This is a genomic window from Kitasatospora sp. NPDC088779 (assembly GCF_040685395.1).
Classification (GTDB): domain Bacteria; phylum Actinomycetota; class Actinomycetes; order Streptomycetales; family Streptomycetaceae; genus Kitasatospora.
Genome location: NZ_JBFBHW010000006.1, coordinates 219,109 through 232,828, shown reverse-complemented (window position 1 = coordinate 232,828; position 13,720 = coordinate 219,109). Strand labels below are relative to the sequence as shown.

The window sequence follows — 13,720 nt, the reverse complement described above, 5'->3', positions numbered from 1 at the left end:
CGCAGGACACCTGCACCCTCCGACGGCCGGGCCCGCCCCGCACCCGGAGCGGGCCCGAACAGGTGACCGGTCGGCGCGGCTACTCCGCCGCCAAGTGGTCCTGCTGCCCGAGCTTGCCGCTGACCAGGCCCGCCTGCGCCTGCCGCCGGGCGGGCTCGCGGCCGGGCGGCTGGCCGCACCGCTCCTGGGCCGGCGGCGCGGTGGTCGGCAGGGTGACCGGCTCCCCGGCCTTCACCTGCACCGGCTCGCCGTCGTGCCACAGGTGCAGCACCTCGCCGCGGCGCAGCGCGTACGTCGTCCCCTCGTGGGTGATCTGGACGCCCAGCAACTGCCCGCGGACCATCAGCGAGAACCCGAGCCTCATCAGCCCGCCCGGCAGCCGGGGCCGGAAGGACAGCGACTCGCTGTGGTCGCGCAGCCCCCCGAAGCCCGCCACCAAGGCGATGCAGGCACCCGCGAGCGAGGCCATGTGCAGGCCGTCGCGGGTGTTGCCGCCGAGGTCGTGCAGGTCCATCAGCGCCGCCTCGGCCGTGTAGTCGTACGCGAGGTCGAGCTGGCCGACCTCGGCGGCGATCACCGCCTGGGTGCACGCGGAGAGCGAGGAGTCGCGGACGGTGAGCCGCTCGTAGTAGGCGAAGTTGCGGACCTTCTGCTCGTCGGTGAACGCGTCGCCGCGGACCTGCATGGCGAGCACCAGGTCGGCCTGCTTGACCACCTGCTTGCGGTACAGGTCGAAGTACGGGTAGTGCAGCAGCAGCGGGTACTTCTCGGGCGGGGTGTGCTCGAAGTCCCAGACCTGGTGGTGGGTGAAGCCGTCGGCCTGCGGGTGCACGCCGAGGTCCTCGTCGTACGGGATGTACATCGCGGCCGCGGCGTCCCGCCAGGCGGCGGTCTCCTCGGTGTCGACGCCGAGTTCGGCGGCCTCGTGCGGGTGGCGGGCGGCGGCCTCGGCGGCGGCGCGCAGGTTCGTCTGCGCCATCAGGTTGGTGAACACGTTGTTGTCGGCGACGGCGCTGTACTCGTCCGGGCCGGTGACGCCTTCGATGCGGAACTTCCCCGAGACGTCGTGGTGGCCGAGCGAGCGCCACATCCGGGCGGTCTCCACCAGCAGTTCGAGCCCGTACGCGCGCTCGAACTCGGCGTCCCCGGTGGCCCGGACGTAGCGGGCGACGGCGGCGGCGATGTCGGCGCCGATGTGGAAGGCGGCGGTACCGGCCGGCCAGTACCCGGAGCACTCCTCGCCGCGGATGGTCCGCCAGGGGAACACCGCTCCGGCCAGGCCGAGTTGGGCGGCCCGTTCGCGGGCCAGCGGCAGCGTGGTGTGCCGCCAGCGCAGGGCCTGGTTGACGGCCCCGGGCAGGCAGTAGGTGAGCACCGGGAGGACGAAGGTCTCGGTGTCCCAGAAGCTGTGCCCGTCGTAGCCGGGGCCAGTCAACCCCTTGGCGGGGATGGCCCGTTCCTCGCTGCGGGCGCCGGCCTGGAGGACGTGGAAGACGGCGAACCGGACGGCCTGCTGGAGTTCGACGTCGCCTTCGATCTCGACGTCACTGGTCTCCCAGAACTCCTTGAGGTAGGCGGCCTGTTCGGCGGCCAGACCGTCCCAGCCGGTGTACCGGGCGGCGGTCAGCGCGGCCTCCACCTGGTCCCGGACGGCGGGCTGCGAGCGCGTCCCCGACCAGCCGTAGGCCATCAACTTGACCAGCCGCAGCCGCTGTCCGGGCCGGAGCACGGTGGTGACGCTGATCCGGCAGTGGTCGGCCTCGGCCTCGGCGACGGTTTCGAGCTCCTCCGGGCCCTCGATCACGTGGTCCATCCCGGCGGCGACCCGGATCGCGCTGTAGCGGGTGCGGTGCACCAGGACGGCCTTGGTGTCGCTCGCGTGGTGCACCTCGGGCTGCAGCGGCGCCTCCAGGACGGCGGAGGCCCGAGGATCGCCCTCGGGGCCGCCGGGCAGCTGCTCGTTGGCGACCAGCTCGGACTGGAGCACGATCCGCACCGGTCCGTCCACCGCCTCGACGCTGTAGTCGACCGCGGCGATCGCGCGCTGGGTGAGCGAGACCAGCCGGGAGGAGCGCACCCGGATGGTCCGGCCGGCCGGGGAGGTCCACTCGGCCTCGCGGTGCAGTATCCCCTCCCGGAAGTCCAACCAGCGCTTGTGGCGGACGAGTTCGCCGTAGCGCAGGTCGAAGGGCTCGTCGTCGACCAGCAGCCGGATGATCTTGCCGTTGGTCACGTTGATGACGCTCTGGCTGGACTCCGGGTAGCCGTAGCCGCCCTCGCCGTACGGCAGCGGGCGGAGCTCGAAGACACCGTTCAGGTAGGTGCCGGGGAGGCCGTGCGGCTCGCCCTCGTCCAGGTTGGCGCGCAGGCCGATGTGGCCGTTGGAGAGCGCGAACAGCGACTCGGCGCGGGCCATCGCGGTCAGGTCCAGGCCCTGCTCGGCGATCAGCCAGGGGTCGACGGAGAAGTTGTCCAAGCCACTCATGCGACTGCCTCACTCCGCTCACTCATGCCCGCTCCTCCAGCAGTTCGGCGAGGTCGTCGACGACCACGGTCGCGCCGTCCCGGCGCAGTTCGGCGGCCTGCCCGGTGCGGTTGACCCCGACCACGGCCCCGAAGCCGCCCGCACGGCCGGAGGCCACCCCGGCGAGCGCGTCCTCGAAGACGGCGGCGTGCGCGGGCTCGACGCCCAGCGTGCGGGCGGCGTACAGGTAGGTGTCGGGGGCGGGTTTGCCGGGCAGGCCCTCGCGCTGGGCGACGACGCCGTCCACGATCACGTCGAACAGCCCCTCGATGCCCGCCGCCCGCAGCACGTCCCGGCAGTTGGCGCTGGAGGACACCACGGCGCTGGGCAGCCCGAGCGCGCGCAACCGGTGCACGTACGCGACCGAGCCGTCGTACGGCTGGACGCCCTGCTCGCGGATCAACCGCAGGACGGTGTCGTTCTTGGCCCGGCTGATCCCGTGCACGGTACGGGTGTTGGGCGGATCGGCGTCGGTGCCCTCGGGCAGGTCGACGCCCCGGCTGCGCAGGAACGCCCGGGTGCCGTCCAGTCTCGGACGGCCGTCCACGTAGGTGTCGTAGTCGGTGACGGCGCCGAAGGGGACGAACTGCCCGCCGGTGCGGGCGGCTTCGGCGCGCAGGAAGGAGTCGAAGGTGTCCTTCCAGGCCGCGGCGTGCACCTTGGCGGTCTGGGTGAGGACCCCGTCGAGGTCGAAGAGGAAAGCGCGGATGTCGTCCGGTAGCCCCAGCATGGGTGCAGTCTTACCCGGGAACGCGGGGAAGCCGCCCATTTCCCGGCGGCGCGTCGCGGGAAGGGCGGCTTCCGGTTGCCCGGGTGCCCGGGTGCTCGTGGGTGGCCAGGTGGGTTTGTGGGTGGCCAGGTGGGCTCGTGGGTGCCCGGCGCTGTCACGGCGAGGGGTGCCCGGCGCTGTTACGGCGAGTCGGGCATCTGCGCCTCGGCGGCCTCCGCCACCGCGAACACCGCGCCCTGCGGGTCCTGGACGACCGCCATCCGGCCGGACTGCATGTCGAACGGCGGCTGGATCACCGAGCCGCCCGCCTTGACCAGGGCGTCCACGGTGGAGTCGGTGTCGTCCACCGAGAAGTAGGCCATCCAGTGCGAGGGCGTGCCCGCCCCCAGGTACCCGGGGATCGGCTGCATGCCGCCCACCGTACGGTCGCCGGCGTTGAGCGAGAAGTACCCCTCCATGCCCTGGATGGTCGCCGGGCGCAGCCCGAGCGCCGGGAGGTAGAAGCGGCCGGCCGCTTCGGTGTCGGCGGTGTTGAGCTCGTTCCAGACCAGTGCGCCGGGCTCGTTGACCACGCCCGCGCCGATGAAGTCCATCGCCTGCCAGACGCCGAACACCGCGCCGGTCGGGTCGGCGGCGACCAGCATCCGGCCGATCACGCCGACGTCCATCGCCGGGTAGAGGATCGTGCCGCCGTGCTCGGCGATGGCAGCCCCGCTCACGTCGGCGTCGTCCGAGGCCAGGTAGGTGGTCCAGGCGACGGGCGGCAGCGGCTGGCCCTCGGGCGCGGACCGCGCCATGATCCCGGCGACCGGTCGGTCGTTGAGCATGCACACGGCGTAGCCGCCGAACTCGGCCGGGCCGACCTCGCCCTGCCAGCCGAACAGGTCGCGGTAGAAGTCGAGCGCGGCCTGCTGGTCGCTCGCCATCAGGTCGATCCAGCACGGGGTGCCGGGCTTGTACGGAGCGGTGACTACGGGCATTGCTGGGCCTCCCGAAGGCAGTGGTCGTCGGGGCGGGCGGGTCCCGGCCGCCCGGTGCCGGGCTGCCGGTGCCGGCCGTCGGCGCGAACGGCGGGTACACCGCCCACCATCGGCCCGGCGCCGCGATCCCGCCACCGGACGGCGCCCTGGCGGGCGATCGGACGGGCCCGGGGCCCGTTCAGCCGCCGGCGGGCCGTTCACGCGGCGTCGTGGCGCTCATGCCGTCGCGGGGGCCGTTCACGCGGCGTCGTGCCGCTGGGCCGTGACGAAGTACGGCTGCACCTTGCCGCTCTGCACGTAGTCCTTGAGCCGGACCAGCAGTTCGGCCCAGGTGCCGGCGACCAGCGGGACGCCGTCCTCGCTGCCCGGCTGCCAGCCGCCGTGCCGGAACAGCAACCGGGTGCGGCCGGGCTCGTCGGGCTGGTCGGCGAGGTCCCAGCTGATCCAGGTGCCGGCCCAGTGCGGCGGGAAGGCCCCGGCGTTGGCCCACACCACCCGGTCCAGGTCGGCCCGCTCGCGGCGCAGCCGGAACGGCTCGGGGACGCCGGGGAAGTCGAACAGCAGGACGTCGCCCTCCCGGTCCACGCCGGTGGTCCACCAGCTGGTCAGCCCGCCGTGCGTGTTGAGCGCGGCGAGGACGACGGCCCGGGGTGCGGCGATGTCGAACTGGAGGGCGATCTCGGGCATGGGGTCCGCCTTTCGGTGCGCGCCCCCCTCGTCCGTGGGCCGGGTCCGGTGTGCCCGGGTCCGGTGCGTCGGGCCCCCGTCCCTCAGGTCGCCCGTGCCGGGCGCCCCCCGGTTTCTCCGGCCACCATGGCACGACCCCCGGGCCCGCGCGCCCTGGACGGCGCCGGCCCGGGGGTCGCCCCCACGGCTCGGGTGCGGTCAGCCGCCGCTGCCGTAGGAGGTGTTCGCGCAGATGTCGTCGTCCGCCGAGCGGGCGTCGTTGGTGACGGTGGTGGGCAGCGGCGCCGGGGGCGCCGGGGTGCCGTTCGCGGCCGCGCCGCCCGTCCCGGTGGCCGGGCCGGTGGGCCCGCCGCCGTTGGCCGCGGAGAAGTCCTTGCCGACGATCAGGGTCACGCCCGCCGAGTTGCCGGCCTCGACGCTGGCGCCCGGGAACAGCGCGGCGACCTTGTCGGCGTTCGCCTTCTGCCCGGAGCCGTACTCGATCATGGTGGTCTTGTACTTGGTGCTCGCCGCCTGGCCCGCCGTGGTGGCGGCGAACTTGGCGGCCTTCAGCTGCGCGGTCGCCTTGCCGGCCAGGCCGTTCTCGGTCGTCCCGTTGTAGACCGCCACCTTGATCGACGAGTTGCCGGCGTCCGCGACCGGCGCGGCGGGCGCGCTGGGCGCGGCCGACTGCGGCGCGGCCGGTGCGCTCGGGCTGGCGGCGGCGTCCGGCTGCTGGCCGGTGGCGTTCTGCCCGTCGATGGTCTGGTCGGCCTTGAGGGTCTCCCAGAGCTTGTTGGCGTCCGGCTGGACCAGGTCGAGGTCCTTGTCCTGGGTGCGGTAACGCCAGGGCGCCGTCACGAACTTGAGGTCGTGCATGTCGATGTTCTTGAGCGACAGCCCGAAGGAGAGCAGCTTGTCCGCGGAGGCCAGCCCCGGGTCGACCACCAGCGACTTGGTCGCGGCGTCGGCCAGCGGCAGCAGGTTGGTGGGGCTCAGCCCGTCCTTCTTGACCTTGCTCGCGAGCGAGCTGAGGAAGGCCTGCTGGCGCTTCATCCGGCCGATGTCGGAGCCGTCGCCGATGCCGTGCCGCAGCCGCACGTAGTCCAGCGCCTGCTGGCCCTGCACGGTCTGCTTGCCCTGCGGCAGGACGAGGTCGCCCTTCCTGTGCAGGTTGGGGTTGACGTCGCCCTCGTAGATGGCCTTCGGCAGGCAGACGTCGACGCCGTTCACGGCCTTGGTCATCGCGGAGAAGCCGTTGAAGTCGACCACGATGGTGTGGTCGACCCGGATCCCGGTGAGCTTCTCCACCGTGTTCTGGGCGCAGGCCGGGTTGCCGCCGTCGCTGCCGCCGACCGAGAAGGCCGCGTTGAACAGGTCGCTGGACGACCCCTTGGTCCACTTGCCGTTGGGCAGTTTGCAGGGCGGGATCGGGACCTTCGCGTTGCGCGGGATCGAGATGCCCACGGCGTGCTTGTGGTCGGCGTAGACGTGCAGCAGGATCGTGGTGTCCGAGCGGGCGCCGCCGTCCGCGCTACCGCCGCCGAGGTCGGAGTTGTTGCTGCCGCGGCTGTCCGAGCCGATCAGCAGCACGTTGACCGGCTTGTTGCCGTCCGCGTCGGCCTGCGCCTCCGGCGGGCGGTCGGTTGCTATCGCGTCGCCGTCGAAGGACTTGATGTTGGCGTTCAGCTTGAAGTAGATCGCCCCGCCGGCGCCCGCGATCAGCACCAGCACGCCGGCCGCCGACCAGGCGACGATCTTCTTCACGTTCTTCTTGGGCTTGCGGCTGTTGCGCGCCGCCGCCCGGCCGCCGCCGGCCGCCGCCTCCGGCCTGCCGCCGTCCTTGCCCGCGCCCCGACCGCCGTCCTTGCCCGCGTCCTTGCCGCCGTCCTTGCCACCGCGGCCACCGCCCTTGCCCTGGGCGGCGCGCCGGGCCTCCGCCCGGCCCCCGGTACGCGGCGGAGGCACGGACCCATCGCTCCCCGTCGTGAGCGCGCCGGGTGCGTTCTCGCCCCGAGCCGGGCCCTCGCCCCACTGACCTGACATGCGCGTACCTTTCACCGACGGAAGCGACGCCCCGGACGATCTGGCGCACCGCACACAGGGAGACGGTCGGGACCGTTCCCAGGTTGCACATACGAACATCGGTACAAACCGATGAACGTGGCTTCCGATCATATTTAGGCCCGACGCGATCACCGACCTCCGGTCCACCACCAACCCCGGCCACCACGGCGCAAGCTCGCCACAGAACGCCCGAAACCAGCCGATTACGACGTGACCTACGCCACCTCTCCCCGCCCCTGCGGCACCATCAGGCACCACGCGCCGCACGTCCGCAGCCACCCAGGACGGTCCGGGGGTTTTCCTCACCCCACCCCAGGGGGATGCCCCCGTTTCTCAAGGCCCGTTCGCTAGACCAGACTCAGCACCATGACCACCGACACCGCGGGGACGCCGACCGCGAAAACCCGGCCGCAGCCGCCCGCCGGACCACCGGACACCGCCCCGCCCGGAACCGGCGGGAGCGACTTCGCCCAACTGAGCCGCCGGATCACCGCCGAGGGCCTGCTCGACCGACGCCCGGTCTACTACACCGTCCGCGCGGGCCTCGTCCTCGCCGCGTTCCTCGGCGGCTGGTGGGCCATGTTCGCCCTCGGCGACACCTGGCTCCAGCTCGGACTGGCCGCCGCCATGTCCATCGTCTTCGCCCAACTGGGATTAATGGCACATGACCTGGCGCACCGTCAGGTGTTCACCGGGCGCCGCGCCGGCGAGATCGGCGGCCGCATCGTCGCCAACCTCCTGATGGGCATGAGCTACGGCTGGTGGATGAACAAGCACACCCGCCACCACGCCAACCCCAACCACGAGGAGCGGGACCCGGACGTCTCCCCCGACCTCGTCGTCTGGTCCCAGGACCAGGCCAGGAGGGCCAGCGGAATCGCCCGCTTCATCGGCCGCCGCCAGGCGTTCCTCTTCTTCCCGCTGCTCCTGCTCGAAGGCCTCAACCTCAGCTACAACAGCTTCCGCGCGCTGCGCAGCCCGATCATGAAGCGCCCCTACCTGGAGGGCTTCCTGCTGGTCGCCCACTTCGCCGCCTACCTCGGGCTGGTCTTCGCCGCCCTCCCGGTCGGCAAGGCCTTCGCCTTCCTCGCCGTCCACCAGGCCCTGCTCGGCGTCTACTTGGGCTGCGTCTTCGCCCCCAACCACAAGGGCATGCTGATGGTGACGCCCGGCATGCGGCTCGACTTCCTCCGCCGCCAGGTCCTCACCTCCCGCAACGTCCGCGGCGGCTACTTCATCGACGCCCTGATGGGCGGCCTCAACTACCAGGTCGAGCACCACCTCTTCCCCAGCATGCCCACCCCGGCCCTGCGCCGCGCCGCCGTCCTCACCCGCGACTTCTGCGCCGAGAAGGAGATCACCTACTACGAGACCGGCCTCTTCCGCTCGTACCGCGAGATCCTCACCCACCTCCACCAGACCGGCGCCCCGATCCGCGCCGCGGCCTGATCCGCCCCACGACCCACACCGCACCGCGGCACCCCGGCTACTCGACCAGCCGGGGTGCCGCAGTGCGTTCACCGGCGGCGGACATGCAAAAGGCCAGGTCAGAGGGTGTCTGACCTGGCCTCAGTTCGGTGGGCCACCAGGGGCTCGAACCCTGAACCTACGGATTAAAAGTCCGCAGCTCTGCCAATTGAGCTAGTGGCCCGCGGCCCTCGTCCCGGTTGGGGAGGGCCACCGTGATCCTACCCGGTGGGGCGCAGGGCTCCGCCAGTGGATTGCGCGGGCGCGCCGGGGGCGGGGGGCGGAGCGTAGTGGGCGGCACGGACGCGGCGGAGCCAGGATTCGGCGGGGCGCGGGTCGGGGGCGGCGGGGAGGACGCCGGGGCGGGCGAGGCGGTCGGCGGCGTCGGCGAGCAGGGATTCGGCGACGGCGGGGCGGTCGGCGATGCGTTCGCCGAGGTCGCGGACGTGTCCGGGGTCGGCGAGGCGGACCAGGTTGTGGCCGGTCTCGTGCAGCCGGACGGCCTGTTCGACCAGCCGGACCAGGTGCCGGGCGTGCTTGGCGGCCCGGCGGCGGGTGGCCGGGTCGGTCGTGTCGCGGGTCAGCAGTTTGCGGAACTGCTGCTCTGCGTAACCGAGATAGGCCTTCCGGACGCCCGATTCACTGAGGAAGCTCGAGCGGATCTCGACCAGTTCGGCACCGAGCGGAGTGCGGATCTCGTACAGGTCGTCCGGCAGCCAGACGAGCTCGGAGGCGGTCGGATTGCAGGACAGCGCCAGGCGGCACCACTTGGCGGCCTCGTGCAGGGTGACGTCGGGCCCGGTGGTGACGTGCGACTCGGCCGGGCGGTGCAGGCCGTGCAGTTCCTCGGTGGGGGCGGCGTACAGGCCGAGCCGGTCGACGTCGGAGCCGGCGTGGGCGAAGCCGTACGCGGTGGAGCCGACCACCCCGGCGAGCAGGACGGTGCCGGGGACGACGGGTGCGGGTGCGGGTACGGGTGCGGGTTCGTCGGACATCGCCGGTCTCCTCTCTCGACTCTCTCGACGCCTCTCGACCTGGCAGCCGGCAGGGCTGCGGTGGCGGCGCCGCTACCGCATCCTCGCCGGTCCGGGCCGCGCCGGGCGAACGATTTCCGCTCCGGGGCCCGCCCCGGCCGGTCCGCCGGGTAGCGTACCGAGCATGTCGACCACCACCTCCGACGACGGCGTCCTGATCGTCACCGGCGCCGGCCGCGGCATCGGCGCCGCCACCGCCCTGCTCGCCGCCCGGCGCGGCTACCGGGTCTGCGTCAACTACCGCACGGACGAGGCCTCGGCCACCGCCGTGGTGGACGCCGTCCGGGCCGAGGGCGGCACCGCGCTCGCCGTCCGGGCCGACGTCACCCGCACCGCCGAGGTGGAGCGGCTGTTCACCACCGTGGACGCCGAACTCGGGCTGCTCACCGGCCTGGTGAACAACGCCGGCACGCTGGAGAAGCAGTGCCGGCTGGAGGACATCGACGAGGACCGGCTGAACCGGATCTGGGCCGCCAACATCACCGGCCCGTTCCTGTGCGCGGCCCAGGCCGTGCGCCGGATGTCCACCCGGCACGGCGGCCGCGGCGGTGCCATCGTCAACGTGTCCTCGGCCGCCTCGCGGCTCGGCTCGCCCAACGAGTACGTCGACTACGCGGCCGCCAAGGGCGCCGTCGACTCGATGACCCGCGGCCTCGCCCTGGAGGTCGCCGCCGAGGGGATCCGGGTCAACGCCGTCCGCCCCGGCCTGATCCACACCGACATCCACGCCCTCGGCGGCGAGCCCGGCCGGGTCGACCGGGTCGCCCCCGGGCTGCCGATGCGGCGCGGCGGACGGGCGGAGGAGGTCGCCGAGGCGATCCTCTTCCTGCTCTCCCCCGCCGCCTCGTACACCACCAACGCCTTCCTGGACGTCTCCGGCGGGCGCTGAAAGGTTCCCTCCGGTTTCCTTCCGCCGGCCCGCCCCCGCCCGTACCGTGGGGCCATGACCGATGCCTTCATCGACATCCCCGGTGTGCGCAACTTCCGTGACGCGGGCGGGATCGGCGCCCTGCGGCGGGGCGTGCTCTACCGCTCCGGCTCCTTCCACACCCTCACCGAAGAGGGCGCCCGGCGCCTCAAGGCCCTCGGCCTGCGCACCGTCCTCGACCTGCGCAGTCCGGTCGAGCTGGAGGTCTGGCCCGACCTGCGGCACGGCCTCGACCACGAGGCCCTCAACCTCCCGACCCTGCCCGCCAACCGTGAGGACATCGACCAGCCCTGGCCCGAGGACCAGGCGGCGCTCTACCCCTTCATGGCCCGGACCGCCGGCCCGTCCCTCGCCGCCGTCGTCCGCCGCCTCGCCGCCCCCGGCGCGCTGCCCGCCCTCGTGCACTGCGCCGTCGGCAAGGACCGCACCGGCCTGACCATCGCCGTCCTGCAGTCCCTGCTCGGCGCCTCGGAGGCCGACGTTACCGCCGACTTCCTGCTCTCCAACGTCGGCCTCGGCCTCGACCGGGGCCCCACCCCCTACGTCGACGAGACCGGCACCGAACGCGTCTCCCGCCCCGTCACCGCCGAACTCCTCGCCTCCGCCCTGGGCTGGATCCACACCCAGCACTCCTCCGTCCCCGCCTACCTCCGCGCCCACGGCGTCACCGACGAGGAACTGACCGCCCTGCGCGCCAACCTGTCGGCCTGACCGGCCCGGGGACGCACCTACTCCTGGCGTTCGAAGCGCCACCACTGGGCGGGCGAGTCGGTGTCCTCCCACTGGTGGACGGTGGGGTCGGGGGGTGCGGCGGCGGTGAGGGGCTTGCCGCTGATGAAGCTGGTGATGGTGTAGGTGCCGGGGGCGTCCACGTGGGCTTCGAGGAGCCATTCCTGGGCGCCGAAGGCGTTGGCGGACCACTGCTGGATGGGGACGCCGTCGTCGGTGGAGGCGCCGGTGACGTCGAGGCGCTTGCCGCTGGCGGCGTTCTCCAGGTGGCAGAGGGCGCCGCCCGGGTGGACGGCGGTGAGCTGCCAGAGCTGGGCGTCGGAACCGTCGTCCGCGCCCTGGCGGACGCGGGCGCCGCTGCGCCGGCTGCCGTCGGCGACTTCGAGCAGCAGGCCGCTGTCGACGTTGCGGATCCGGTAGCGGCCGTCGGTGATCGCGGTGTCAGTCACGCTCGCAGTCTGCCACCGGGGGCCGACAGGCCTCGGAGTCGAGGACGGCGGAGCGGACGGCGGAGCGGACGGCAGGGAAGACGGCAGGGAAGACGGCGGCCTGCTGGAGGCTGGAGGCCCGGACCGGCGCGCGGGGCGGGCGGGCTATGGTCGGAAGCCGGAACAGGAAGTCAGGACAACCTCTACGAGTGGAGTCGACGATGGCGAAGGTCCCCAACGTGCTCTCGGCCGCCGCGCCCGCCGCGCTGACCGCGGCGAGCGGCCTGGTGGGCGGTTACGGCGTCGCCCGCTGGAGCGGCCGGCGCGAACTGGGCGGCGCCGTGCTGGCGGTGGCCGGTGCCGGGGCGGCCGCGCAGTGGCACCGCAGCTCGGGCGCGGCCACCGCGGCGGCGCTGACCGGTCTGTACGTGGCGGCGTTCGGCGGTTCGCATCCGCTGGCGAAGAAGATCGGCGCCTGGCCGTCGGTCTTCGCCGTCACCGGTGTGGTCGCGGCGGCCTCTACGGCCGCGACGGCGCTGGCCGCCCGCAAGCGGTAGCAGCACCCGGCGCGAGCCGCGCGCCGGCCCGCTCACCGGCCTCGGCAGCGACACCCGGCGGCGACACCCGGCGGCGGCCTCAGCGCACCGCCGCGCCGGGCTGCGCCGCCCCGCCGAACCGCGCCTCGAACGCGGCCCGGTTCGCCGAGACCGGTGAGCGGTCCCAGACCGCGAACACCACCTGTTCGAAGGCCGCCCCGTACCGGGAGAGCGCGCCCTCGAAGGCCTCGGCGACCTGGGCCGGGTCGTTGCGGAACACCCCGCAGCCCCAGGCCCCGAGCACCAGCGTGCGGACCTCGTGCCGGGCCGCCGCCGCGAGCACCCGGACGGCCCGCTCGGCGAGCACGCCCCGGACGTCCACGTCGGCCGAGCGCCGTTCCAGCTGGCCCGCGTTGGGCGCGGGCGAGGTCAGGAAGGTGACCGGGTACGGCCGCGCCAGCAGGTCCCCGCCCCGGCCGCGGATCACCGGTACGTCGGGCGAGACGATCACCCGGTGGCTGTACCGGAGGTCGGTGGAGGCGCGGTGCGCCTCGTAGTAGTCCGGCGCCTCCAGCAGGCAGGTGTAGAGCAGCGCGCTGCGGCACAGGTCCTCCTCCTGGGCGCGGGCGCCGCGCAGGTAGCCGCCGCCTGGGTTGCGCGCGGAGGCGAAGTTGAGCACCCCGACCGGGCCCGCCCCGCCCTCGACCAGGCGCCGGGCGGCCTCGATGCTGCCTTCGGCCGTCACCTCCACCGCCCCGACGGGCCCACCCGGCCCGGGCCCCGGGGCCCCGCCCCTCAGCAGCGCGTCCAGCGCCGGCGGCGCGTACGACACCGTGCCGGCCCTGGCAGCCGCCAACTGCTCCCCCACCGTGACGAGTTCGCCACCGGCCGCCCGGTAGCTCCCCCGCTCGGCGATCTCCTCGTTCACCCGGGCCACGTCGTGCAGTCTGCTGCTCATGTCCGGGACGCTACGGGACTTCCGCCGGGCCGCGCCACAGGTTATTCTCAGCTGCAGAACAACGCCTCGGGGGCGCGAGGGGTACCGGGGGAGGTACCGGGGGCATCGGGGGAACGCGACGGGCCCGCTCCAGTGCATGGAGCGGGCCCGTCGTGTGTGTTCAGGTGTTCAGCTACCGGTGGTCAACCACCGGCCGTACGGCGTCAGTTCTTCCAGCGCGGCTTGCGGTCGTCGCGGTTGAAGCCACCGGAACGGTCGCGGTCGAAGCCACCCGAGCGGGCGCCGCCACGGTCGTCACGGTCACGGCCGAAGCCACCACCGGAGGCCTGCGGACGGCCGCCGGAGCGGTGGTCGTCACGACGCGCGAACGGACGGTTGTTGCTGCCGGCGCGCTCGTCGCGGTCCCGGCCGAAGGACGGGCGGTCACCGAAGGTGCGGGCCGGGCGGTCGCCGAAGGAACGGCCGCCGCGGTCGTCGCGGTCACGGTTGAAGCCACCGGAACGGTCGCGGTCGAAGCCACCACCGGTGCGGGCCGGACGGTCACCGAAGGAACGGCCACCACGGTCGTCACGGTCACGGTTGAAACCGCCCGAGCGGGCGCCGCGGTCGTCGCGGTCACCGAAGGAACGGCCACCGCGGTCGTCACGGTCACGGTTGAAGCCACCGGAACGGG

Annotated in this window: 12 protein-coding genes, 1 tRNA gene and 1 pseudogene; 5 read left to right on the top strand and 9 right to left on the bottom strand. The window is 73.4% G+C overall.

The features are described from left to right. Positions 1–79: 79 nt before the first annotated feature. The 5 genes from AB0P03_RS07975 to AB0P03_RS07955 all read right to left on the bottom strand — a co-directional run bounded on the left by AB0P03_RS07975 (position 80) and on the right by AB0P03_RS07955 (position 6,868). Positions 80–2,485 carry a glycosyl hydrolase family 65 protein gene (locus AB0P03_RS07975; protein WP_363628074.1) on the bottom strand — a complete coding sequence of 802 codons (2,406 nt, stop codon included), beginning with the start codon at positions 2,483–2,485 and terminating at the stop codon, positions 80–82. Between the two features lie 22 nt (positions 2,486–2,507). Next, on the bottom strand, positions 2,508–3,254 hold the full coding sequence (locus AB0P03_RS07970) for a beta-phosphoglucomutase family hydrolase (protein ID WP_363628073.1): 747 nt from the start codon (positions 3,252–3,254) through the stop codon (positions 2,508–2,510). A gap of 179 nt (positions 3,255–3,433) precedes the next feature. After that, the gene (locus tag AB0P03_RS07965) at positions 3,434–4,234 is read right to left on the bottom strand and encodes a VOC family protein (protein WP_363581377.1); all 801 of its coding nucleotides are present in this window, start codon (positions 4,232–4,234) and stop codon (positions 3,434–3,436) included. 237 nt (positions 4,235–4,471) lie between these two features. Beyond that, complete coding sequence (locus tag AB0P03_RS07960) at positions 4,472–4,921, bottom strand: SRPBCC domain-containing protein (protein ID WP_363581379.1); 450 nt, start codon at positions 4,919–4,921, stop codon at positions 4,472–4,474. A 198-nt stretch (positions 4,922–5,119) separates the two neighbouring features. Beyond that, complete coding sequence (locus tag AB0P03_RS07955; RefSeq protein WP_363628072.1) at positions 5,120–6,868, bottom strand: LCP family protein; 1,749 nt, start codon at positions 6,866–6,868, stop codon at positions 5,120–5,122. A gap of 465 nt (positions 6,869–7,333) precedes the next feature. Between AB0P03_RS07955 and AB0P03_RS07950 the strand changes: the two genes are divergently transcribed. Beyond that, the gene (locus AB0P03_RS07950; RefSeq protein ID WP_363581383.1) at positions 7,334–8,416 is read left to right on the top strand and encodes an acyl-CoA desaturase; all 1,083 of its coding nucleotides are present in this window, start codon (positions 7,334–7,336) and stop codon (positions 8,414–8,416) included. 129 nt (positions 8,417–8,545) lie between these two features. Here AB0P03_RS07950 and AB0P03_RS07945 read toward each other — a convergent pair. Both AB0P03_RS07945 and AB0P03_RS07940 read right to left on the bottom strand, forming a co-directional pair. Then, positions 8,546–8,618 (bottom strand) — tRNA-Lys (locus AB0P03_RS07945). Between the two features lie 37 nt (positions 8,619–8,655). After that, positions 8,656–9,429 (bottom strand): nucleotidyltransferase domain-containing protein, encoded by a 774-nt coding sequence (locus tag AB0P03_RS07940; protein WP_363628071.1) that lies wholly within the window; start codon positions 9,427–9,429, stop codon positions 8,656–8,658. Positions 9,430–9,592: 163 nt separating this feature from the next. On the opposite strand from AB0P03_RS07940, the gene AB0P03_RS07935 reads away from it, so the two are divergent. Beyond that, a complete protein-coding gene (locus AB0P03_RS07935; protein WP_363581387.1) occupies positions 9,593–10,357 on the top strand; it encodes an SDR family oxidoreductase in 765 nt (254 codons plus the stop codon). A gap of 54 nt (positions 10,358–10,411) precedes the next feature. Next, complete coding sequence (locus tag AB0P03_RS07930; RefSeq protein WP_363581389.1) at positions 10,412–11,107, top strand: tyrosine-protein phosphatase; 696 nt, start codon at positions 10,412–10,414, stop codon at positions 11,105–11,107. A gap of 17 nt (positions 11,108–11,124) precedes the next feature. Here AB0P03_RS07930 and AB0P03_RS07925 read toward each other — a convergent pair whose 3' ends face one another. Beyond that, positions 11,125–11,649 carry an RICIN domain-containing protein gene (locus tag AB0P03_RS07925; RefSeq protein ID WP_363628086.1) on the bottom strand — a complete coding sequence of 175 codons (525 nt, stop codon included), beginning with the start codon at positions 11,647–11,649 and terminating at the stop codon, positions 11,125–11,127. A gap of 125 nt (positions 11,650–11,774) precedes the next feature. Between AB0P03_RS07925 and AB0P03_RS07920 the strand changes: the two genes are divergently transcribed. Beyond that, positions 11,775–12,110: a hypothetical protein gene (locus AB0P03_RS07920; RefSeq protein WP_063348325.1), complete on the top strand. Its 336-nt coding sequence runs from the start codon at positions 11,775–11,777 to the stop codon at positions 12,108–12,110. A gap of 79 nt (positions 12,111–12,189) precedes the next feature. Here AB0P03_RS07920 and AB0P03_RS07915 read toward each other — a convergent pair whose 3' ends face one another. Continuing rightward, the gene (locus AB0P03_RS07915) at positions 12,190–13,047 is read right to left on the bottom strand and encodes a TIGR02452 family protein (protein WP_363581391.1); all 858 of its coding nucleotides are present in this window, start codon (positions 13,045–13,047) and stop codon (positions 12,190–12,192) included. A 152-nt stretch (positions 13,048–13,199) separates the two neighbouring features. Here AB0P03_RS07915 and AB0P03_RS07910 point away from each other — a divergent pair. Continuing rightward, positions 13,200–13,720: pseudogene (locus AB0P03_RS07910) on the top strand (hypothetical protein); the annotation flags it as partial.

Bases quoted from the DNA above. Each gene is read 5' to 3' on its own strand.
- AB0P03_RS07970 (WP_363628073.1), bottom strand. From the start codon at position 3,254: ATGCTGGGGCTACCGGACGACATCCGCGCTTTCCTCTTCGACCTCGAC.
- AB0P03_RS07950 (WP_363581383.1), top strand. From the start codon at position 7,334: ATGACCACCGACACCGCGGGGACGCCGACCGCGAAAACCCGGCCGCAG.
- AB0P03_RS07940 (WP_363628071.1), bottom strand. From the start codon at position 9,429: ATGTCCGACGAACCCGCACCCGTACCCGCACCCGCACCCGTCGTCCCC.
- AB0P03_RS07965 (WP_363581377.1), bottom strand. From the start codon at position 4,234: ATGCCCGTAGTCACCGCTCCGTACAAGCCCGGCACCCCGTGCTGGATC.
- AB0P03_RS07975 (WP_363628074.1), bottom strand. From the start codon at position 2,485: ATGAGTGGCTTGGACAACTTCTCCGTCGACCCCTGGCTGATCGCCGAG.
- AB0P03_RS07930 (WP_363581389.1), top strand. From the start codon at position 10,412: ATGACCGATGCCTTCATCGACATCCCCGGTGTGCGCAACTTCCGTGAC.
- AB0P03_RS07920 (WP_063348325.1), top strand. From the start codon at position 11,775: ATGGCGAAGGTCCCCAACGTGCTCTCGGCCGCCGCGCCCGCCGCGCTG.
- AB0P03_RS07960 (WP_363581379.1), bottom strand. From the start codon at position 4,921: ATGCCCGAGATCGCCCTCCAGTTCGACATCGCCGCACCCCGGGCCGTC.
- AB0P03_RS07935 (WP_363581387.1), top strand. From the start codon at position 9,593: ATGTCGACCACCACCTCCGACGACGGCGTCCTGATCGTCACCGGCGCC.
- AB0P03_RS07915 (WP_363581391.1), bottom strand. From the start codon at position 13,047: ATGAGCAGCAGACTGCACGACGTGGCCCGGGTGAACGAGGAGATCGCC.